15 protein-coding genes are annotated in these 18,356 nt (G+C 65.2%); all 15 read left to right on the forward strand.

What is annotated here, in order from left to right:
* Positions 1 to 132 precede the first annotated feature (132 nt).
* From ABXS05_RS16325 to ABXS05_RS16395, 15 genes are read left to right on the forward strand one after another with little or no spacing between them, the layout of a single operon-like run.
* Positions 133 to 1,521, forward strand: coding sequence for an O-antigen ligase family protein (locus tag ABXS05_RS16325; RefSeq protein ID WP_367624651.1), 1,389 nt, complete (start codon positions 133 to 135; stop codon positions 1,519 to 1,521).
* 40 nt (positions 1,522 to 1,561) lie between these two features.
* Entirely contained in the window at positions 1,562 to 3,772 is a 2,211-nt protein-coding gene (locus tag ABXS05_RS16330; protein ID WP_367624652.1) for a GumC family protein, read from the forward strand.
* The gene (locus ABXS05_RS16335) at positions 3,769 to 4,413 is read left to right on the forward strand and encodes a hypothetical protein (RefSeq protein ID WP_367624653.1); all 645 of its coding nucleotides are present in this window, start codon (positions 3,769 to 3,771) and stop codon (positions 4,411 to 4,413) included. Before ABXS05_RS16330 ends, ABXS05_RS16335 begins: the two co-directional genes overlap by 4 nt.
* 40 nt (positions 4,414 to 4,453) lie before the next feature.
* Positions 4,454 to 6,268, forward strand: a complete 1,815-nt coding sequence (gene asnB, locus ABXS05_RS16340) for an asparagine synthase (glutamine-hydrolyzing) (protein ID WP_367624654.1) — start codon at positions 4,454 to 4,456, stop codon at positions 6,266 to 6,268.
* 25 nt (positions 6,269 to 6,293) lie between these two features.
* On the forward strand, positions 6,294 to 7,352 hold the full coding sequence (locus tag ABXS05_RS16345; protein WP_367624655.1) for a glycosyltransferase family 4 protein: 1,059 nt from the start codon (positions 6,294 to 6,296) through the stop codon (positions 7,350 to 7,352).
* Positions 7,333 to 8,205 (forward strand): ABC transporter permease, encoded by an 873-nt coding sequence (locus ABXS05_RS16350; protein WP_367624656.1) that lies wholly within the window; start codon positions 7,333 to 7,335, stop codon positions 8,203 to 8,205. Before ABXS05_RS16345 ends, ABXS05_RS16350 begins: the two co-directional genes overlap by 20 nt.
* A 24-nt stretch (positions 8,206 to 8,229) precedes the next feature.
* Positions 8,230 to 9,456 (forward strand): ABC transporter ATP-binding protein, encoded by a 1,227-nt coding sequence (locus ABXS05_RS16355; protein WP_367624657.1) that lies wholly within the window; start codon positions 8,230 to 8,232, stop codon positions 9,454 to 9,456.
* Positions 9,453 to 10,289: an FkbM family methyltransferase gene (locus ABXS05_RS16360; RefSeq protein WP_367624658.1), complete on the forward strand. Its 837-nt coding sequence runs from the start codon at positions 9,453 to 9,455 to the stop codon at positions 10,287 to 10,289. The genes ABXS05_RS16355 and ABXS05_RS16360 overlap by 4 nt, the downstream gene beginning before the upstream one ends.
* A 5-nt stretch (positions 10,290 to 10,294) precedes the next feature.
* Positions 10,295 to 11,182, forward strand: a complete 888-nt coding sequence (locus ABXS05_RS16365; RefSeq protein ID WP_367624882.1) for a glycosyltransferase family 2 protein — start codon at positions 10,295 to 10,297, stop codon at positions 11,180 to 11,182.
* 1 nt (position 11,183) lies between these two features.
* Positions 11,184 to 12,119, forward strand: coding sequence for a glycosyltransferase family 2 protein (locus tag ABXS05_RS16370; protein WP_367624659.1), 936 nt, complete (start codon positions 11,184 to 11,186; stop codon positions 12,117 to 12,119).
* Positions 12,116 to 13,492 carry a glycosyltransferase gene (locus ABXS05_RS16375; protein WP_367624660.1) on the forward strand — a complete coding sequence of 459 codons (1,377 nt, stop codon included), beginning with the start codon at positions 12,116 to 12,118 and terminating at the stop codon, positions 13,490 to 13,492. Before ABXS05_RS16370 ends, ABXS05_RS16375 begins: the two co-directional genes overlap by 4 nt.
* Entirely contained in the window at positions 13,489 to 14,529 is a 1,041-nt protein-coding gene (locus ABXS05_RS16380; protein ID WP_367624661.1) for a glycosyltransferase, read from the forward strand. Before ABXS05_RS16375 ends, ABXS05_RS16380 begins: the two co-directional genes overlap by 4 nt.
* Positions 14,526 to 15,815: a glycosyltransferase family 4 protein gene (locus ABXS05_RS16385; RefSeq protein ID WP_367624662.1), complete on the forward strand. Its 1,290-nt coding sequence runs from the start codon at positions 14,526 to 14,528 to the stop codon at positions 15,813 to 15,815. The genes ABXS05_RS16380 and ABXS05_RS16385 overlap by 4 nt, the downstream gene beginning before the upstream one ends.
* The gene (locus ABXS05_RS16390; RefSeq protein ID WP_367624663.1) at positions 15,812 to 17,074 is read left to right on the forward strand and encodes a glycosyltransferase; all 1,263 of its coding nucleotides are present in this window, start codon (positions 15,812 to 15,814) and stop codon (positions 17,072 to 17,074) included. The genes ABXS05_RS16385 and ABXS05_RS16390 overlap by 4 nt, the downstream gene beginning before the upstream one ends.
* Positions 17,071 to 18,354: a glycosyltransferase gene (locus ABXS05_RS16395; protein WP_367624664.1), complete on the forward strand. Its 1,284-nt coding sequence runs from the start codon at positions 17,071 to 17,073 to the stop codon at positions 18,352 to 18,354. The genes ABXS05_RS16390 and ABXS05_RS16395 overlap by 4 nt, the downstream gene beginning before the upstream one ends.
* Positions 18,355 to 18,356: the final 2 nt, after the last annotated feature.

The raw sequence follows: 18,356 nt of genomic DNA on the forward strand, positions 1-18,356 counted from the left end.
GAGGGTGAGACAGACCGTTTCACCCTAACGGCGGTAGCATGGCAAAAACGGATATCGTTGCGATCGGGGCGAGTGGCATTGGCGAGCGGCACGCTTGCGGATGAGCGCCTGAGGTCTCGCGCAGAGACGAGGATGACGACAGGCGTTGTCGAGAAGCTTCTCTTGGCCGCTCTCATCCTCGGCCTTGCCTGGGCCCCGGCCTGGCTCGGCAGCAACCGCGCAATGGCTTGGGGCGTGAACGGCATCCTGTTCCCCGGACTGGTGATCGCCTACGAACTCAGCCGGATCGTCCTGGGCCGGCCTCATGCGGTAGCTGCCCGCTATCTTTCGGTCCCGATCGGCCTTTTCATTGGTGTCGTCGCCTGGATCCTCCTGCAGATTTCGCCATGGATGCCGCCCACCCTGGTTCATCCCATCTGGCCCCTGGCCGCCCAGGCGCTCGGGGAACCCGTCCCCGGCTCGATCAGTGTCGACCCCGGCGCGAGCGCGCTCGGGCTCCTTCGCCTGATCACCGATGCCAGCGTGTTCTGGCTGGCGCTCCACCTTTGCCGCTCGGCGCCCCGCGCGCATCTGCTGCTCCATGCGATCATGGCCATCATCGCCGTCTATGCAGCGCTGGGGCTCTACCTTGCGGTCTTCGAGGCTTCGAGCATCCCCTATCTCGACGGTCCCGCACCCGGCCTGGTGCGATCGACCTTCATCAACCGCAACAGCCTGGCCGCCTATGCCGGCATCGGCGTCATCATCGCCTTGACCCTGTGGCTCAGGGCGCTAAGCGCCGCATCCGCAACCGGTTCTCATCAGCCAGGCCGTTTCCTTCGACTGATCGCCCAGTTCCATTGGATCGAGATCGGGGCAGGATTGCTGGCGCTCGGCGCCCTCATGGCAACCGGTTCGCGTGGCGGCGTCATCGCCACGGCCGCAGGCCTTGCCTGCGTGCTGGTCCTGACGTTCCCGCGCTCGGACGGATCCATCCTCCAGCGGATTTCCGTGCTCCTCGTGCCGCTGCTGGCTTTAGGAGGCGCAGTCGTCTTCATGGGTGACGTCGTCTTCGGGCGTATCGCTGCCTCCGGCCTGACCGACACCAGCCGAGCGGCCGTCAACGACATCATGATCCGTTCCCTGCAGGATGCCCCACTGTCGGGTTTTGGCTACGGCACCTTTACCGATATTTTTCCCGTCTATCGCGATCAATCCATTTCGACGACGGGCGTGTGGGACAAGGCACACAACACCTATCTTGAGGTTTTGCAAGGACTTGGCCTCGTATTCGGAACCATGATGATAGCCTTGGTGGCCTGGCTTGTCGGACTTTGCTGGATCGGTGCCTTCCGCCGGCGCCGGCATCGGGCTCCGCTGATCTGCGCCGTCGGCACCGGCATATTGCTGGGTGTGCATGCGCTCGTCGATTTCAGCCTGCAGATCCAGGCAATCTCGTTGACCTTTATGGCTTTGCTCGGCGCTGGCGTGTCCCAATGGGCCAGTTCCAGCGTGAACCTGTCGGATGGGACACTGTCATGAACTGCGGATGGATCCCTGATCACCATCGGAGCTGCGCCAGATGTTGAACCGTCTCGACACGAGCTTGCGCGGATTGGAGGACAGTGAAGCCCAGGGCGGCCGATTCGATATCCGTGACACCGTCAACTTCGTCTGGCGGCAATGGGCCTTCATCCTTGCCTGGACCATCCTGGCCGGATTGCTGGGGGCAATCTATATCGCCCGGCAAACGCCCCTCTATACGGCCACCACCCAATTGCTGCTGGACCCTCGCAAGGAAAAGGCTGCAGGCCCGGACTCCATCTACACCGACACCGCTCTCGATCTGTCCGTGGTCGAGAGTGAGATCGCTGTGATGCGCTCCACCGTTCTGCTCAAGCGCGTGGTGCTCAAGGAAGGCCTGCTCGGCGGCAGCGGCACCCCCGCCCAGCCGCCCCAGACCAATGCCGGCTCAACATCGGCACAGCCGGCTCCTGGCGGCGAGTCCGACGACGCGATGTCGCCGGCCATGGTCGCCGCGGTCGAAGGCCTCAAGAATGCGGTGGTGATTTCGCGGGCCGGCCAGGCCTATGTGATCAACGTTTCCTATACGTCGGACAGCCCGGCCAGGGCCATGCAATTGGCCAATGCAATTGCCGATGCCTATGTGGTCGACAAGCTCGACGCCCGCTTCGAAGCGGCCAAGCGCGCCTCGAACTGGCTGAACGACCGCCTGGTGGAGTTGCGTCAGCAATTGCGCCTATCCGAGGAAGCGGTGACCAAGTTCCGGGCCGACAACAATCTCGCGCAGGCCGTGCCCGGTGCGTCGCTCAACCAGGAGCAACTCACGCAATTGAACGGCCGGCTGGTGGCGGCGCGCGCCGATACGGCGGAAAGAAAGTCGCATCTGGATCTGTTGACCAAGATCCAGGCCGAGCGCGGCAAGCTCGACGCTCTGCCCGAGGCGGCCAGTTCCGGTGTCCTGGCCGATCTTCGGCGCCAGGAAAACGATCTGTCCCGCCAGGAGGCGGACCTCCTGGCGCGCTATACCGGTGCCCATCCCCAGGTCGTGAACGTCCGCGCCCAATTGTCCGATGTTCGTCGCAGCATCGCCAACACCCTGCGCCAGATCGCCAGCGACGTCAGGAACAACTACAATCTTGCCCTGGCCCGCCAGGACGCGGCCGAGCAGGCCTTGAAGGAAGCCTCCGGGCAATCCGACCTCGACGCCTCCAAGGCGATCACCCTGCGCGAACTCGAGCGAACCGCCGCCGTCAACAAGAGCCTGTTCGAGGATTTCCTGCAGCGCGCGCGCCTCACCCAGGAACAATCGACCTTCGAGGCGCGCGACGCACGGATCATCACGCCCGCGGTGGCACCCGGCATCCCCTCCTCCCCCAAGCGCACCCAGATCATCCTGACATCGCTCATTCTCGGGCTTATCGTCGGCATCGGGGCGGCTTATCTGAGGGAAGCCCTGAACGCCGGCTTCACCACGCCGCGCGAGATCGAAACGTTGCTCGAAATGCCGCTGCTCGCTTCGATCTCCCGCTTCTCGCCCCGCACCAAGGACGAGAATGGCCGGCTGCTCAGCCTGCCCGAATATCCCCTGCGAATGCCTTTGGCACGCAGCTCGGAGGCGATACGCTCGCTGCGCAGCGCCGTGCAGATGAGCGATGTCGATCATCCCCCCAAGGTGGTGCAGGTAACGTCCACCCTGCCGGGCGAAGGCAAGACGACGATCGCCCTGATGATGGCGACCTCGGCGGCCCAATCGGGCCAGAATGTGCTTTTCATCGATTGCGACCTGCGCCATCCCTCGGCTTCCTCGCAATTGAGGAAGGAGAAGGCGCCCGGCCTGATCGAATGCCTGTTGGGCGAGATCGAACTCGAACAGGCGCTCTTCTACAGCGAGAGATACCGGATCTGGGCGCTTTCCGCTGGTGGCGAGAGCAAGAACCAGCCTGATCTCCTGGCCTCCGAGCGCATGAAGGCTCTGATGGCGAAGGTGCGCAGCCGGTTCGACGTGGTGATCGTGGATACGCCGCCCATGGGGCCGGTGATCGATCCGGTCATCGTGTCCAATCTGGTCGACAAGGTGATCTATATCGTGCGCTGGGCCGCGACAGCCCGCGAAATGGTGCAGCAATCGCTACGCCAGATCGCCGGCCAGAAGAAGGTGGCCGGCATCGTGTTCAACCACATCATGGACGACAAGGCCAAGAAATATGGCCGCTTTGCCTATGGCTACTATTATGGCAGCCGCTACTACCGGAAATATTACGAGAAATGAGCGGTCAGCTGATGCGAACAGGCACGGCGATTCTTTGCATAGCGGTGGCCGGCTTTGCGGTCTGGCGCTCGGTCCCGGTCCTCGGTTATGCGCTCGCCGAGCGCCAGGCCAAAGAAACTGGCGACATGGCCTCTCTCCGACCCTTTGCAGCGACACTGGAAACCGGTGCCCTGGCTGAAGCTGCCATGCAATCCGCCATCACGCAGACCCAGCCCACCGGAACGATCGAGGACACCGTCCGCCTGCTGAAGCGCCAGCCTCTGTCGAGCAGTGCCTGGCTCGATCTGGCTACCGCCCGGCTTGCCGCCGGAAAGGGCATGGAGGAGGTCGAGCAGGCCCTGCGCCTGTCGGCACTCACGGGACCGAATGAATCGGTACCGATGGCGAGCCGTGCCCTCTTTGCCTTGCCGCTATGGACCGCCCTGCCCGACGACCTCCGCCGCCGCACAGCGCAGGATATCGCCGGCGGCTGGGATCGCCTGGAGGCTTCGGACAAGCTCGTCATGCGCCTGGCTCTGTCGAATACTCCCGCCATCCGTACCGAGCTCACCGCCCTGCTCCGTCAGGCGGATAGCATGAGCCAAGCAAGACTCGACAATCTCGGCCTCGGTCCAGCCCAGCCGGAAGGCTCGATGCCATGATATCGGCAGGCCTTAACGCCAGCCAATGGCAGCCTGCCTGATGTGCGGCATCGCGGGCATCTTTGCCTATCACTATGCGGCGAACGCCATCAGCCGCCCGGAACTGGGCGCCATGAGCCGTCACATGGCCCAGCGCGGGCCCGATGCCAGTGGTGAATGGTTCGATCCGGCGGAACGACTGGGCCTGGCCCATCGCCGCTTGGCGATCATCGATCTCGCGGATCGTGCCTTGCAGCCAATGGCGAGCGCCGATGGCCGTCATGTCATCGTCTTCAACGGCGAAATCTACAATCACCTCGCCTTGCGCGAAGGCTTGCAAAAGGAAGGCGCCGAATTCAGGACCTGGTCCGACACCGAGGTGCTGCTGCATCTTTACGCCCGCTACGGCGAGGGGATGGTCACGCGGCTGCGCGGCATGTTTGCCTTCGCCATCTACGATACGACCGCCCGTACCCTGTTCCTGGCGCGCGATCCCTATGGCATCAAACCGCTTTATTACAGCGATGACGGCTGGGTCTTCCGCTTCGCCAGCCAGGTGAAAACCTTGATTGCCGGAGGCGGCATCTCTCGCGACCGCGACCCGGCCGGCGACGTCGGCTTCTACCTTTTCGGCAGCGTGCCCGAGCCCTTCACCTGCTTCCGCGCGGTTCGAGCCCTGCCGGCGGGCTCGACGATGCTGGTCGACCGGGCCGGCGCACAGGTGCCGCGCAACTATCACCATGTCGGGTCCGTCTATGGCGCCGCCCAGCAAAGCCTGGAGGCAGGGCGCGACAGCCCAGCAGCCTTTGCCGGCATTGCCCTGGACTCCGTGCGGCACCATCTGGCCGGGGATGTCGAGGTCGGTGCCTTTCTTTCGGCCGGCGTCGACTCCGGCGCCCTGGTCGGCCTCATGCGCGACGCCGGTGCCGGGCAGGTCAAAACCATCACCATCGGATTTGAGGAATTCGCCGACACGCCGGCGGACGAAACGTCTCCGGCCGCCGACACCGCCCGCTTCTACGGCACCCACCATGTTACGCGCATGATCACCAGAAGCGAGTTCGAGACTGATCTGCCGCGTTTCTTCGAGGCCATGGACCAGCCCAGCATCGATGGCCTCAACATCTGGTTCGCCGCCAAGACGGCCCGCGAGCTTGGCCTCAAGGCGGTGCTGTCGGGGTTGGGCGGCGACGAGCTTCTGGGCGGCTACCCTTCCTTCCGGGACATTCCCCGCTGGGTGAGGACCCTGCAGGTTCCTTCACGCGTTCCGCTTCTCGGCACGAGCCTGCGCCGTCTGGGAAGACCTTTCGTCGAGCGGCTGCGCCTTCATCCCAAGCTCGCCGGCCTGCCTGAATATGGCGGATCCTATGCCGGCGCCTATCTGCTCAAGCGTGGGCTCTATTTGCCCTGGGAACTGGGCGAGGTGCTCGACCGCGACACCGTCGAGGTAGGCCTGCGCCGTCTGGGACCGCTGAAGCTGATCAACGCCCAGTTGCACGGACAGCCGAAGGATCCCTTCGCCCGAGTCGCAGCGCTGGAGTCGAGCCTCTATCTGCGTAACCAGTTGCTCCGCGATGCCGATTGGGCCGGCATGGCGCACTCGGTCGAGATCAGGACACCCCTGGTCGACAGCGAAGTGCTCGAGCGCTCGGCCCGGCTCGATCTGAGGGGCGTTGCGGGCAAGACGGCGCTTGCCCAGGCACCGGCAAAGATCTTGCCGCAATCTGTGCTCGATCGCCCCAAGACCGGTTTCGCCCTTCCGATCGCACAGTGGTTGCAGGCGTCCTCTCTCGGTTCCATGCCCGTTCCACGCAAGCCAACCCAGCATGGCTGGGCACGCGACTGGAGCCGCATCGTCCATCGCCAGTTCGCATGACATGGCGCCGCGGCGGCTGACAATATTGGCCTTGCTCTCCGATGGCTGGGGCATGCCGGGCGGCATTGCCCGCTACAACAGGGATTTCCTTACCGCTCTGGTTGCAAGTACCAGCGTCGGGGATATCGTCGTCCTGCCCCGGTCGGCCGGCACCTCGACGGACCTGCCCGCTCATGTCGTTCAACTGGCCCCCCGGACGGGCCGGTTGGCCTATAGTGTGACAGCGTTCGGGCAGTTGACCTCGCATCGCTATGATCTGATCTTTTGCGGCCACCTCTTCATGGCGCCGCTCGCGGCCGTACTCTCCAGGCTGGCACGGACGCCGCTCTGGCTGCAGCTGCACGGCATCGAGAGCTGGGCCAGGCCGAACCTCGCCATCCGTCAGGCCGTGCAGCAGGCCCGATTGATCACCGCGGTCAGCCGGGCGACCCGAAATCGTGCCCTCACCTGGAGCGACATCGAACCGGAGCGCCTGCGCGTCTTGCCGAATACGGTCGACGAGCGCTTCTCGCCCGGCGCGCCGCCTGCCGGTCTCACCGATCGCCTCGGCACGCGGGGACGCAAGGTGATCCTCACCGTGGGCCGCCTGTCCTCGCAGGAGCGCTACAAGGGCCATGACCGTGTCATCGAGGCCCTGCCTTGGATCAGAAGCCGCTATCCGGACATACTCTACCTCATCGCCGGCGAGGGGGACGATCGCGACCGTCTCGCCGGGATCGGGCAGCGGCTGGGGGTTTCGGAGCTGATCCGCTTCACCGGGCCGGTTGCCGATGACCAGTTGCCGGACATCTATCGCCTGGCCGATGTCTTCGCCATGCCGAGCACGGGAGAGGGCTTCGGCATCGTCTTTCTGGAGGCGGCGGCCGCGGGACTGCCGATCGTCGCAGCCAAGGGCGATGGCAGCACCGATGCCCTGGCGGAGGGAGAACTCGGCACGCTCGTCGACGCCAGCGCCCCCCAAAACCTCGCCGAGGCGATCATCGCCTGTCTCGATCAAGGCAGGCCCACGGCGGAGCACCCCAGTCGTTTTGCCTTCTCCCATTTCGCCGCACAGGTCGACCATCTTGTATCAAGCCGATTCTGATCCAATTAGGGGCAACCAGCCTCCGCCGGAGCCAACCCCGGCGGTCACGCTCATCGTTCCAGACCGGCTATGGCGTTTCACCGACCTTTACGAGATCTGGCGTTATCGCGACCTCGCCTGGGTGCTGACGGAGCGCGATATCAAAGTCCGCTATAAGCAGACCGTGCTGGGCTTCGCCTGGGCGATCATCCAGCCCGTCTTGCTGATGCTGATCTTCTCGGTGCTGTTCGGGCATCTCGCCAAGATTCCCACCGACGGTTCGCCCTATCCGATCTTCGTCTATGCGGGCCTCCTGCCCTGGGTTTTCTTCTCCAACGCCCTGACCGCTGCGGCAGGATCGCTGGTCGGATCCGTCAATCTGATCAGCAAGGTCTACTTCCCGCGCCTGATCATCCCGCTCGCCTCCACGGGGGCCGGCCTCGTCGACTTCCTGGTCACGACCGCGCTCTTGCTGGTGATGATGCTGATCTATGGTGTCGGCTGGAGCATCAACCTTCTCGTGGCTCCTCTCCTGATGGCCGGGGTCATTCTCTGCGCGTTGGGCATCGGCACCGGGCTTTCGGCGCTCACGGCCACCTATCGCGATTTCCGCTTCGTCGTTCCCTTCCTGTTGCAGTTCTGGATGTTCGCCACCCCGGTCGTCTATCCGGCCAGCCTAGTGCCCGAAGCCTGGCGCTGGCTGTTGTTCCTCAACCCCATGGCCGGGCTGGTGGAAGGCTTCCGCTCGGCCTTCCTCGGGCATCCTTTCGATTGGCTGTCGATCGGCCTCTCGCTGCTCCTGTCGCTCGGGCTCTTCGTCCTCGGCGTGTGGTATTTCGAACGGGTGGAGAGGCGCTTTGCGGATATCCTCTGACGTCCAACGAAGAACTCGTTCACGATGAGTGCGCCGAGCATCCGCGCCCGCGGGGTTAGCAAGGAATATGTCAGGGGCGGTCACAATCCGTCCCTGCGTACCTTTCGGGAGGCACTGGTCGGCATCGTCACCGGGCGTTTTCGTCCCTCGGCAAGGCCGGCTAGCAAGGATGACCGCTTCCTTGCCCTGTCCGATGTCTCATTCGACGTGCATCCCGGCGAGGTGATGGGGATCATCGGGCGGAACGGGGCTGGAAAATCCACGCTCCTCAAGATCCTCTCGCGCATTACGGCACCGACGACGGGCCGTATCGAAGTAAGAGGCCGGATTGCCAGCCTCCTGGAGGTTGGCACCGGCTTTCATCCCGAGCTGACGGGACGGGAGAATATCCGGCTGAACGGCGCCATCATCGGCATGACCAGCAGTGAGGTCGCCCGCAAATTCGATCGGATTGTTGCCTTTTCCGAGGTGGAGAAATTCATCGATACGCCGATCAAGCACTATTCCAGCGGCATGTATACGCGCCTGGCCTTCGCCGTTGCGGCGCATCTCGAGCCGGAAATCCTGATCGTGGACGAGGTCCTCGCCGTCGGTGATGCGGAATTCCAGAAGAAATGCCTTGGCAAGATGAACGAGATCGCGGGCCAGGGCCGGACGGTCCTGCTCGTCAGCCACAATCTCAGCGCCATCGGCGCTCTATGTCAGAATGCCATCCTGCTTGACGGCGGGCGCATTCTCCACCACGGCGCCGCTGCCGAGACCATTGCGCGCTATTCCGCTCTTTTCCGGGGCGACGATGGTGTGGTGGTCGAGGACCGGCCACCCTTGGGGCCGCATATCGCCAGAGCCACCCTGGCCGCCAACCAGATCCTGTTCGGCGAGAAGCTCGCGGTCACCTGCATGATTCAATCCCCGGATCGGCGGCGCGCGGCGATCGAAATCGAAATCCATGACGGATTGGGGCGCAAGCTGATCTATTCATCGACAGCACCAATGCATGGCCAGGAATTCGACATTTACCCCGGCACCAATCGCGTGTTCCTGGAGATTGGCGCCCTGCCGCTGGCACGGGGAAGCTACGAGCTGCATCTGTGGCTGTCCAAGCCTTGGGTCGAGGAGTTTCATCGCCTGTCCCAGCCCATCTGCTTCGATGTCGTGCAATCCGATCCGGGGCGTGCGGGCTTCGATTTCCAGCAATCCTATGAACGCGGATGCGTGGCCGTGCCGATCACCTTTGAAAGGCAGGAATGACAGCGGCATCATCCCTACCGCTGCACGCCCGGCTTCTGCGCCGCTACTGGCACATGCCGGACCATCCGATGAAGCTTCGGCTTTACGACTGGCTGCGCGCCAGCCGGCCCTTTCGCCATGTCATCGCCCGCTTGGCCTTCGGGACGTTCAAGCTGGACCTTGTCGACTATGTGCAGCATGCCATGTTCCTGCACGGCTCCTACGAACCCAAAAGCCTGGCTCTGTTTCAATCCCTCATCGGGAGCGGGGAAACGGTGATCGACCTCGGCGCCAATGTGGGCCAATACAGTATTGCCGCCGCACGCATGGTGGGACCGGCCGGACGTGTGATCGCCATCGAGCCCCACCCCGGGGTTTGCTTCCGGCTTCTCGACAATATCCGGCTGAGCAAGGTCGAGGATCGGGTCTTGCCGGTAACCTCACCACTTGCCGATGCGACCGGCTTCATCGAATTCGGCCTTCCGGAAGCAGGAGCGCTTGGCACCATGAGGCCCAGAAGACCGGATGAAACGCGGCGCCTCCTCACCATGGCCGTCACGATCGCTGAACTCGCCGACCGCTTGGATATCGCGGCCGCCGCCGTGATGAAGATCGATATCGAGGGCTATGATCTTGCCATCATCGACGACATGTTCCGCAATTCCGTCCTTCGGCCGCGGCATATCCTGTTCGAGTACCTTCCCTCCCGCTTTGACTATGCGATCGCGGCCAGCCACCTCACAGCGTATTTTTCTGATTTCGGCTACGAACTGCTGACAATCGACGGGGTTCGCTATTCGCCCGAACAGGACGTTCCAGAGGAGAATCTGTGGGCGCGACGGATATCCGCTTGAAGCAGATGTCTTCGCCGGCACTCGTCTCCGTGGTGGTGCCGACCTTCCGGCGTGTCGAGCGGCTGCCCAGCCTGCTTGCGAAATTATCGGTGATCGACCAGGCCTGCGATCTCGACGTAGCCATCGTCGACCAGACGCCCGGCGCCGACCTTTCGAAGTTGCGGGGCTTTTCGGAGCATTTCGCTTGCCTGCGCTTCATCAGTCTTGCTCAGGCCAATGTTTCCAGGGCCCGAAATATCGGCGCAAATGCAGCATCCTGCGACATCCTGCTGTTCCTGGATGACGATATGGAACTCGAAAGATCCTACATTCCACGCCTGCTTTCGCTGATGCTCGAGAAGCCTCAGGCAGCGTGGGGCGCGACTTGGCCCCAGCAGGGCGCGATAGGGCGCGCGGATGGCAACCCTTTGAACGGGCGCGATGATGATCCATTGATCTTTCTGCCCACCTGCGCGCTGGCCATGCACAAGCAGGATTTCATGGCGGCGGGCGGCTTCGACGAGCGCCTCGACCGCAATTTCGAGGATGCCGAATTCTCCCACCGCCTCAAGCAGCAGGGGTTGCGTCTCGTCCGTCACCCCGATCTGCAGGCTCAGCATCACAACCGGCAGGAAAACGGCACCTGGTATCGCCGCTCGCTGATGGAGGCAGCCGCGCGCCTGATGCGGCAGACGGCCTATTTCCGCCGCAAGACCGGCCGTAGCTGGCCGGGCGTCTTGCTGGCTTTGCTGCGGGTGATTGCGAGCGAAGCGCGACACCCGGGCTATCTGCGCGGCGGTACCCCTCTTGCAAGGGCCCTGACCCTGGGGCTTTCGCTTCCTGCGGCCGTAATCTATGCCGCGCGGCCGCCTCTTCTTATCCGTCGACCCGACACCGCCGGGAAGCCTTGCTGACATGCCGCCGTTCCTGCCAGGCGTTGCCGTCGTCATCCCCTGCTACAATGCCGGCCTCACCTTGGCGCAAACGCTCGAAAGTGCCATCGGCCAGCCCGGCCTCGCCGAACTCGTGGTCATCGACGATGGTTCGACCGACGGTTCGGCCGAGATCGCCCGGCGCTATCTGCCTGCCGATCGCGTCATCGAGGGCCCCAATCGCGGCGTCTCGGCGGCGCGCAATCGCGGCATCGCCGAAACCTCCTCCGAATGGCTGCTGTTCCTCGATGCGGACGATCTGCTCACGCCAGGCACCCTCGAACGGCGCCTTGCCGTCGCCGAGGAGGCCGATGCGGTCGCCTGCGACTATCAGGAGTTCAGCACGGACGAACAGGGCACTGCCACCCTCTCGCAGGCCCGCGGCATCGACTGGCCGGCGCTGCGCCAGGACGCGGAAAGAGCGATCGCCAGCCATGTCTGGATCACCACGGGCGCCCTGCTCTATCGCCGCCGACTGGTCGAGGCGATCGGCGGCTTTCGCCCCGATCTGCCGGTGATCCAGGACGCTCGCTTCATGTTCGATGCGGCCTTTCACGGAGCACGTTTCGTGCCCAGCGCCCATATTGGCGCCCGCTACCGGATCACGGCACAGAGCCTGTCGCGGCGTGAGCCGGTGCGGTTCTGGCGTGACGTGCTCCGCAACGGCCGGCAGATCGAGGCACTGTGGCGCGAGCACGGCACCCTCACTTCGGACCGCATCGCCACACTGTGCGACCTCTACGACAATGCCGGGCGTGGCCTGCTGCGCTGCCGGGACCAGGGCTTTTTCGAAGCGAGCGCCGCAAGCCGTACGCTCGGCCTTCGCCAATCGCGGCATACGCGTATCGCAACGCCGCTCGCCCGCCTGCTGGGGCTGCGCGCCGCGCATGGCCTGCTGTCGATGATGGGGCGGCCATGAGCGAGAAGCCAGCCGATGTCGTCATGGCGACCGCCTGGTATCCGCCCTATGATCTCGGCGGCACCGAAGTCTATCTGGAAGGGCTGGTGCAGGAACTCTCGCACAAAGGCCTGACATGTGCCGTGCTCGTGCCGCGAGCGCCGGGCGCGCCGGACCGCTACGAACACCTGGGCACGACGGTGTGGACCTATCCGGTCGAGTTGCCCGAGACGAGACAGCCTGGATCGGGCACGCGCAGGCATGGCCAGTTCGATCGTTTCCAGGCTTTGCTCCGGCAGAATCCGCGCGCCATCTATCACCAGCATTCCTGGACGACGGGATGCGGTCTCGACCATCTGCGCGCCGCCCGCGCACAGGGGCTGAGAACCGTCCTGACCCTTCATGTTGCCGGAGCCGTGTGCCTGCGCGGTACCTTGCTTCGCTTCGGAGAGACCCCTTGCGACGGCCTCGTCGAGGAGACCCGCTGCGGCGCCTGCTGGGCCGAGAGCCGCGGCGCCCCGCGCGCCGCCGCCTGGGCGGTCGGCCGGCTGCCCCGCGCCCTTGCCGCCAGGGCCTGGCAGGGTCGCACGCGGCTTGCCACCGCGCTGTCGGCAAGGGCACTCGCCCTCGGGAAAGCGCAGGAGCTGGACGAAGCCTTCGAGCTGAGCGACCGGCTTGTCGCCGTCTGCCAATGGCTCGCCGACACGCTGACGCGCAATGGCGCGCCGCCCGACAAACTCGCGCTCAGCCGCCATGGCCTCGCGGCGTCCTATCTGGCGGAGGCCGGGCAAGCTGCGGCTCGAAAGAGATCGGAGGACACCAGGCTGCGGCTCGTCTATCTCGGGCGATGGGACCGGGCCAAGGGTATTCATGTCGCAGTCGCCGCCCTCCGCAGCCTGCCGGAGAAGATGCCAGTCGAACTTTCCATCTACGCCATCGGCGCCGCTGAGGACGATGGCTATGAGGCTGAAGTGCGAGCCCTGGCCGCAGGCGATTCGCGCATCCGGTTCCACCCGCCCCGGCCTCATTCGGAGATCGCCGAGACCCTGGCCGCGCACGATGTTCTCGTCGTGCCCTCGCTCTGGCTGGAGACCGGTCCGCTGGTCGTGCTGGAAGCACAGGCGGCCGGCCTCTACGTGCTGGGATCGGATCTCGGCGGCATCGCCGAGCTTGTGGCCGGGACGAAGGCCGGCGAATTGCTCCGGCCCGGCTCCGTGCCGGACTGGGCCAAGGCGATCGAGCGGCTGGTGGCTCGCAAATCTGAGGGCCCCCTGCCGAAATTCCAGGGCCTCTTGCGCAGCCAGGCCGATGTCGCCGACGACATGATCGGCCTCTACCGGTCGCTGCCGCCCGCCCTCGCCCCGGAAAGCCGGCTCGCGAGGATCACGCCATGAGGATTGCCCTGACCTGCGATCCCGAGCTGCCGGTGCCGCCGCAATTCTATGGCGGCATCGAACGCGTGGTCGACATGCTGGCACGCCGCCTGGTGGCACGCGGCCACGACTTGACCCTGTTCGCGCACCCGTCCTCGCAATGCCCCGTCCCAAAGCGGGCCTGGCCCGGCGCGAGCAGCCTTTCGCGCTTCGACACGGTCAGGAATGCCGGCGAACTGGCGAGGGCGATCGCCGGCCAGCGTTTCGACATCATCCACAGCTTCTCCCGACTGGCCTATCTGGCGCCGCTCCTGCCGCGCGCGATCCCCAAGCTGATGACCTACCAGCGCGAGATCAGCCCGCGCACCACCGGGCTGGCGCAGCGCCTGTCGCGCGGCACGCTGCAATTCTCGGGTATCAGCGAGCATATGGTGCGCCATGTCAGGCATATCGGCGTCTGGCACATCGTTCCCAATGGCGTGCCGAGCGAGACCTATACCCTCCGGGAGCAGATACCGGTCGATGCGCCGCTGGTGTTCCTGGGGCGTGTGGAAGAAATCAAGGGGCCGCACCTTGCCATCACAGCGGCGCGGCTGGCCGGTCGGCGGCTGGTCATCGCCGGCAATCTGGCTGCCGAGCACCGGGCCTGGTTCGAGGCCCATGTCGCGCCCCATCTGCATGACGGCGATATCGACTATGTTGGGCCCGTCGACGACCGGCAGAAGGACGCGTTGCTCGGTGGCGCCGCGGCCCTGCTGATGCCCATCCTGTGGGAAGAGCCCTTCGGCATCGTGATGGCGGAGGCGATGGCTTGCGGCACGCCGGTCATCGGCTTTCGACGCGGTGCCGTCCCCGAAGTGGTCGAGCATGGCCGCACCGGCTATGTCGTCGACACCGTCGAGGAGATGGCAGCGGCAGTCGCCGAACTCAAGAGGATCGAACGAGCCGCGTGCCGGCAGCGGGTCGAGACGTTCTATAGCGAGGATGCGGTCACCGATCGCTATTTAGAGATCTACGAGGCCATGATCGCGGGACGGGGTTCGAGGGCTGCCGCATGAGGTCGGTGCTGAGCTATCCCGGCACCATGCTGCATGCCCAGCAGATCGCCCTGGCCCTGCATGAACAGGGTTGGCTGAAGACCTTCGTGACCGGTTTCCACTATTCCACGCAGGGCTGGGGCGATCGCCTGCTGCGCACCCTGCCGTCGCGCCAGGCTGCGGCGCTAAGAGAACAATTGTTACGCCGTTCGATCGAGACGGTCCCGCACAGCCTCGTGCAGGCCTATCCGGCCTGGGAGATTCTGCGCAGCGTCGTGGCCAAGGGCGGCGCAGGGCCGGTGACCGTCGACCGCATCTGGGACCGGATGAGCCACCGCTTCGATGCCACCGTCGCCAGCCGCCACGTGCCCGGGGCCGACGCCATCCATGCCTTCGAATATACGGCGCTGGCGAGCTTCCAGCGCGCAGCACGGGAACAAGCGGCACGCATACTGCACCTGCCCTCCCTCAGCAGCCGGCAATTCGAGAACATCAGGCGGCGTGAACTGGCCCGGTGGAAGCAGCTCGACGATGCCAATGCCGCCTATTTCTCGGATCGCTTTGCGCGAAGGCAGGCGAGACGCGACGCGGAGATCGGGCTCGCCGATCTCATCGTCACCAATTCCGCCCTCACCGCCCGTTCCCATATCGCCGGGGGCGCGGATCCGGCCAAGATCCTGGTCGTCCCCCTCGGCGCTCCCCCGGTGCTCGATCGCGAGCCGCCCCCACGCAGGAACGATGCGAAGGCCCTGCGTGTGGTCTATGCCGGCAATGTCACCCTGGGCAAGGGCGTGCCCTATCTGCTCGAGGCCTGGCGCCGACTGCCGGCCGCTGATCATGCCAGGCTGGATATCTATGGCCGGATCGAGCTGCCCGCCGACCTTCTTGCCCAGGCTGGTGAGACGGTCCGCTTCCATGGGCCCCGCCCGCGTGCCGATCTGTTCCAGGCCTTCGAACAGGCCGATGTCCTGGTGTTTCCCAGCCTTGCCGACGGTTTCGGCATGGTCGTGGCCGAAGCCATGGCACACGGCCTGCCGGTGATCGTCACCGACATGACGGGCGCGGCCGACCTGGTCACGCCCGAGAACGGGCTCGTCATTCCCTCAGCCGATGCAGAGGCTTTGACGCAGGCCCTGGCCTGGTGCCTCGACAACCGCCAGCACCTGCAAGCCATGCGGACCGGCGCGCTCGAGACGGCCCGTCGTCATCAATGGCCGGCTTATCGTGCCGCTTTGGCCGACGGCCTTAGGGAGCGCCTGCGTAGCTCCGGTCAGGGGTCCCCGATGCCCCAGATGGAGCGGACATGACAGGCCCCCACCCGGGATCTCATATCTGTATCCTCACCCCGGGCCAGCTCGGATCCAATCCGCGTGTGGTCAAGGAGGCGCATGCCCTGCATGAGGCGGGCTTTACCGTCACCGTGGTCGCCATCCGCATGCTGGAAGGCGTGGAGCCGCGCGATCAATCCATCCTGAGAGAGGCGCCGTTCCGGATCGAGCGCATCGACCTGCGCTCGCGGGCGGGCTGGCGCCTGCGCCGGCTCGGCCAGGAACTCGCGGGGGCTGCACACGCCGCGAGCGGCAGGCGCCTTTTCAGCTCCCGGGCCTTCAGCGTGTTCACACCCGTCCTGATGGCCGCAGCCAGCCGCATCGCGGCCGATCTCTACATCGCCCATTATCCGCCGGCCCTGCCGGCGGCCAGGGCCGCGGCCCTGCGCTTTGGGGCAGGCTATGCCTATGACGCCGAGGATTTCCATCTCGGCGAATGGCGCGACGGCCCGGCAGCAGAGCCGAACCGCTCGCATCTGCGCGCCATCGAGGCCGCAGCCTTGCCGGGATGCCGCTATATCACCGCCGCCTCGCCCGAGATCGCACGTGCCTATGCGCAGGCCTACGCCATGTACCCGCCGCAGGTCGTGCTGAACAGCTTTCCGCTGTCGCAGGCCCCGGATCGCCCAACCGCCAGGGGCACGGCCGATCCAGGTCCCTCGCTCTACTGGTTCTCGCAGGTGATCGGCTCCGATCGCGGCCTCGAATGTGCCATCAAGGCCATTGCGAGGGCCGCCTCAAGACCGCACCTCTATCTGCGCGGCCATGTGGATGCGCCCTATGCAGACCAATTGCAGAGCCTTGCGCAACAGGAGGGCGTGCCGGAGCGCCTGCATTTCCAGCCCTCCGCGCTGCCCGGCGAACTCATCCGGCTGGCCGCCAACCATGATCTCGGCCTGTGCGCTGAACCGGGGCACACGGCCAACAACGCCTTCGCCCTCTCCAACAAGCTGTTCACCTATCTCATGGCCGGGCTCCCCGCCATCCTCTCCGATACGCCGGCTCAGCGGGCGTTCGCCGGCTTGCATCCGCTTGCCACCGCACTTTTCACAGCTGGCGATGCCGTGAGCCTGGCTGCCAGCCTCGACAGCCTGCTGCAGGATTCGGCGCGCTTGGCGCAAGCGCGGGCATGCGCGTTCGATCTTGCGCAGAAAACCTATAATTGGGATCGGGAAGGCGCGATCGTGGTCGATCTGGCGCGCCAAGCCCTGGACGGTTCGTCGCGGAGGCGGGCATGACCCTCCCGCGCACCGTCCTGATCGTCTCGCCCTATTTCCCGCCGTCCAATCTGGCCTGCGTGCATCGGGCCCGGCATTTGGCCAATCACCTGCCGGCAGCGGGCTGGACCCCTGTCGTCCTCTGCGTGGATGATCGCTTCTACGAGCAGGAACCCGATCCCCTGCTCGGCAGTCTGGTCTCGCCGGGGCTGGAGATCGTCAAGGTTCCCGCCCTGCAAGCCCGCATGACACGCCGTTTGGGTATCGGGGATCTCAGCCTGCGGGCCTGGTCGGCCCTTTCGAGCCGCGCGGCCGAACTGCTCTCGACCAGGCGAATCGACGCCGTGCTGATCACGGGATCGCCCTTCTACCCCATGCTGATGTCGCGCTGGATCGAGCCGAAATTCGGCGTGCCGGTGGTGCTCGATTTCCAGGACCCCTGGGTTTCGGCCTGGGGCGGGGATCAAAAACGGTTGAGCAAGGCCGGGCTATCCCACCAGCTCGCGCTTCGCCTCGAAGGGCCGGCTTTGCGCAGGGCCCGTTTCGTGACATCGGTCTCCGCACGCCAGAACGAGGAATTGGCCGCGCGCCATTCCTGGCTCGACGCCTCGCGCATGGCAGCGTTGCCGATCGGCGGGGATCCCGGCGATCTCGATCTCCTCCGGGCCATGCCGGGCACCCGCCCGAGCCGGCTCGATCCGGCGATGATCAATCTGAGTTATGTCGGTACGGCACTGCCACGCTCGCAGGAGCTTTTCCGCATCCTTCTGAAAGGCCTTGCCACGGTGAGGGCACGTCATCCGCAGCTTGCGGCGCGCCTGCGTCTGCATTTCATCGGCACCAGCAATCAGGCCAATGGCTGCGATACGTACTCCATCCGTCCGCTTGCCGAGGCGGAAGGCGTCGCCGATCTCGTCGTCGAGACGCCCCAGCGCCTTGCCTATGCCGAAGCGCTGCAACTGATGGCTGAGTCCCAGGGCCTCCTGCTGGTCGGCTCGGACGAGGCCCACTACACGGCGTCCAAGATCTATCCTGCCTTGCTGACGCAGCGCCCTTATCTTTCGCTGTTTCACCGCCAGTCCAGCGCCCACGCCCTTCTCACGGCAGCAGGCGGGGGCATCCATTTCTCCTTCGCCGACGCAAGCGGCCTGGCCGGCCTGCCGCGGGGCATCGCCGCCGGATTGGAACGCCTGGCCCTCGACCCCGCCAGCCTCGGTCAGGCCCGGCAGGATCTCCTGGAGCCCTTCTCGGCCCGGGCGATTGCCGGCCGCTATGGCGCCATTTTCGATGGGCTGCTCTGATC

The organism is Labrys neptuniae (assembly GCF_040797145.1).
In the GTDB taxonomy this organism is placed as follows: domain Bacteria; phylum Pseudomonadota; class Alphaproteobacteria; order Rhizobiales; family Labraceae; genus Labrys; species Labrys neptuniae.

What these genes read in the sequence shown, in the direction of transcription:
- ABXS05_RS16330 (WP_367624652.1), top strand. Translation starts at nt 1,562, where the DNA reads ATGTTGAACCGTCTCGACACGAGCTTGCGCGGATTGGAGGACAGTGAA.
- asnB (WP_367624654.1), top strand. Translation starts at nt 4,454, where the DNA reads ATGTGCGGCATCGCGGGCATCTTTGCCTATCACTATGCGGCGAACGCC.
- ABXS05_RS16365 (WP_367624882.1), top strand. Translation starts at nt 10,295, where the DNA reads ATGTCTTCGCCGGCACTCGTCTCCGTGGTGGTGCCGACCTTCCGGCGT.
- ABXS05_RS16335 (WP_367624653.1), top strand. Translation starts at nt 3,769, where the DNA reads ATGAGCGGTCAGCTGATGCGAACAGGCACGGCGATTCTTTGCATAGCG.
- ABXS05_RS16325 (WP_367624651.1), top strand. Translation starts at nt 133, where the DNA reads ATGACGACAGGCGTTGTCGAGAAGCTTCTCTTGGCCGCTCTCATCCTC.
- ABXS05_RS16390 (WP_367624663.1), top strand. Translation starts at nt 15,812, where the DNA reads ATGACAGGCCCCCACCCGGGATCTCATATCTGTATCCTCACCCCGGGC.
- ABXS05_RS16355 (WP_367624657.1), top strand. Translation starts at nt 8,230, where the DNA reads ATGAGTGCGCCGAGCATCCGCGCCCGCGGGGTTAGCAAGGAATATGTC.
- ABXS05_RS16385 (WP_367624662.1), top strand. Translation starts at nt 14,526, where the DNA reads ATGAGGTCGGTGCTGAGCTATCCCGGCACCATGCTGCATGCCCAGCAG.
- ABXS05_RS16375 (WP_367624660.1), top strand. Translation starts at nt 12,116, where the DNA reads ATGAGCGAGAAGCCAGCCGATGTCGTCATGGCGACCGCCTGGTATCCG.
- ABXS05_RS16380 (WP_367624661.1), top strand. Translation starts at nt 13,489, where the DNA reads ATGAGGATTGCCCTGACCTGCGATCCCGAGCTGCCGGTGCCGCCGCAA.
- ABXS05_RS16370 (WP_367624659.1), top strand. Translation starts at nt 11,184, where the DNA reads ATGCCGCCGTTCCTGCCAGGCGTTGCCGTCGTCATCCCCTGCTACAAT.
- ABXS05_RS16395 (WP_367624664.1), top strand. Translation starts at nt 17,071, where the DNA reads ATGACCCTCCCGCGCACCGTCCTGATCGTCTCGCCCTATTTCCCGCCG.
- ABXS05_RS16360 (WP_367624658.1), top strand. Translation starts at nt 9,453, where the DNA reads ATGACAGCGGCATCATCCCTACCGCTGCACGCCCGGCTTCTGCGCCGC.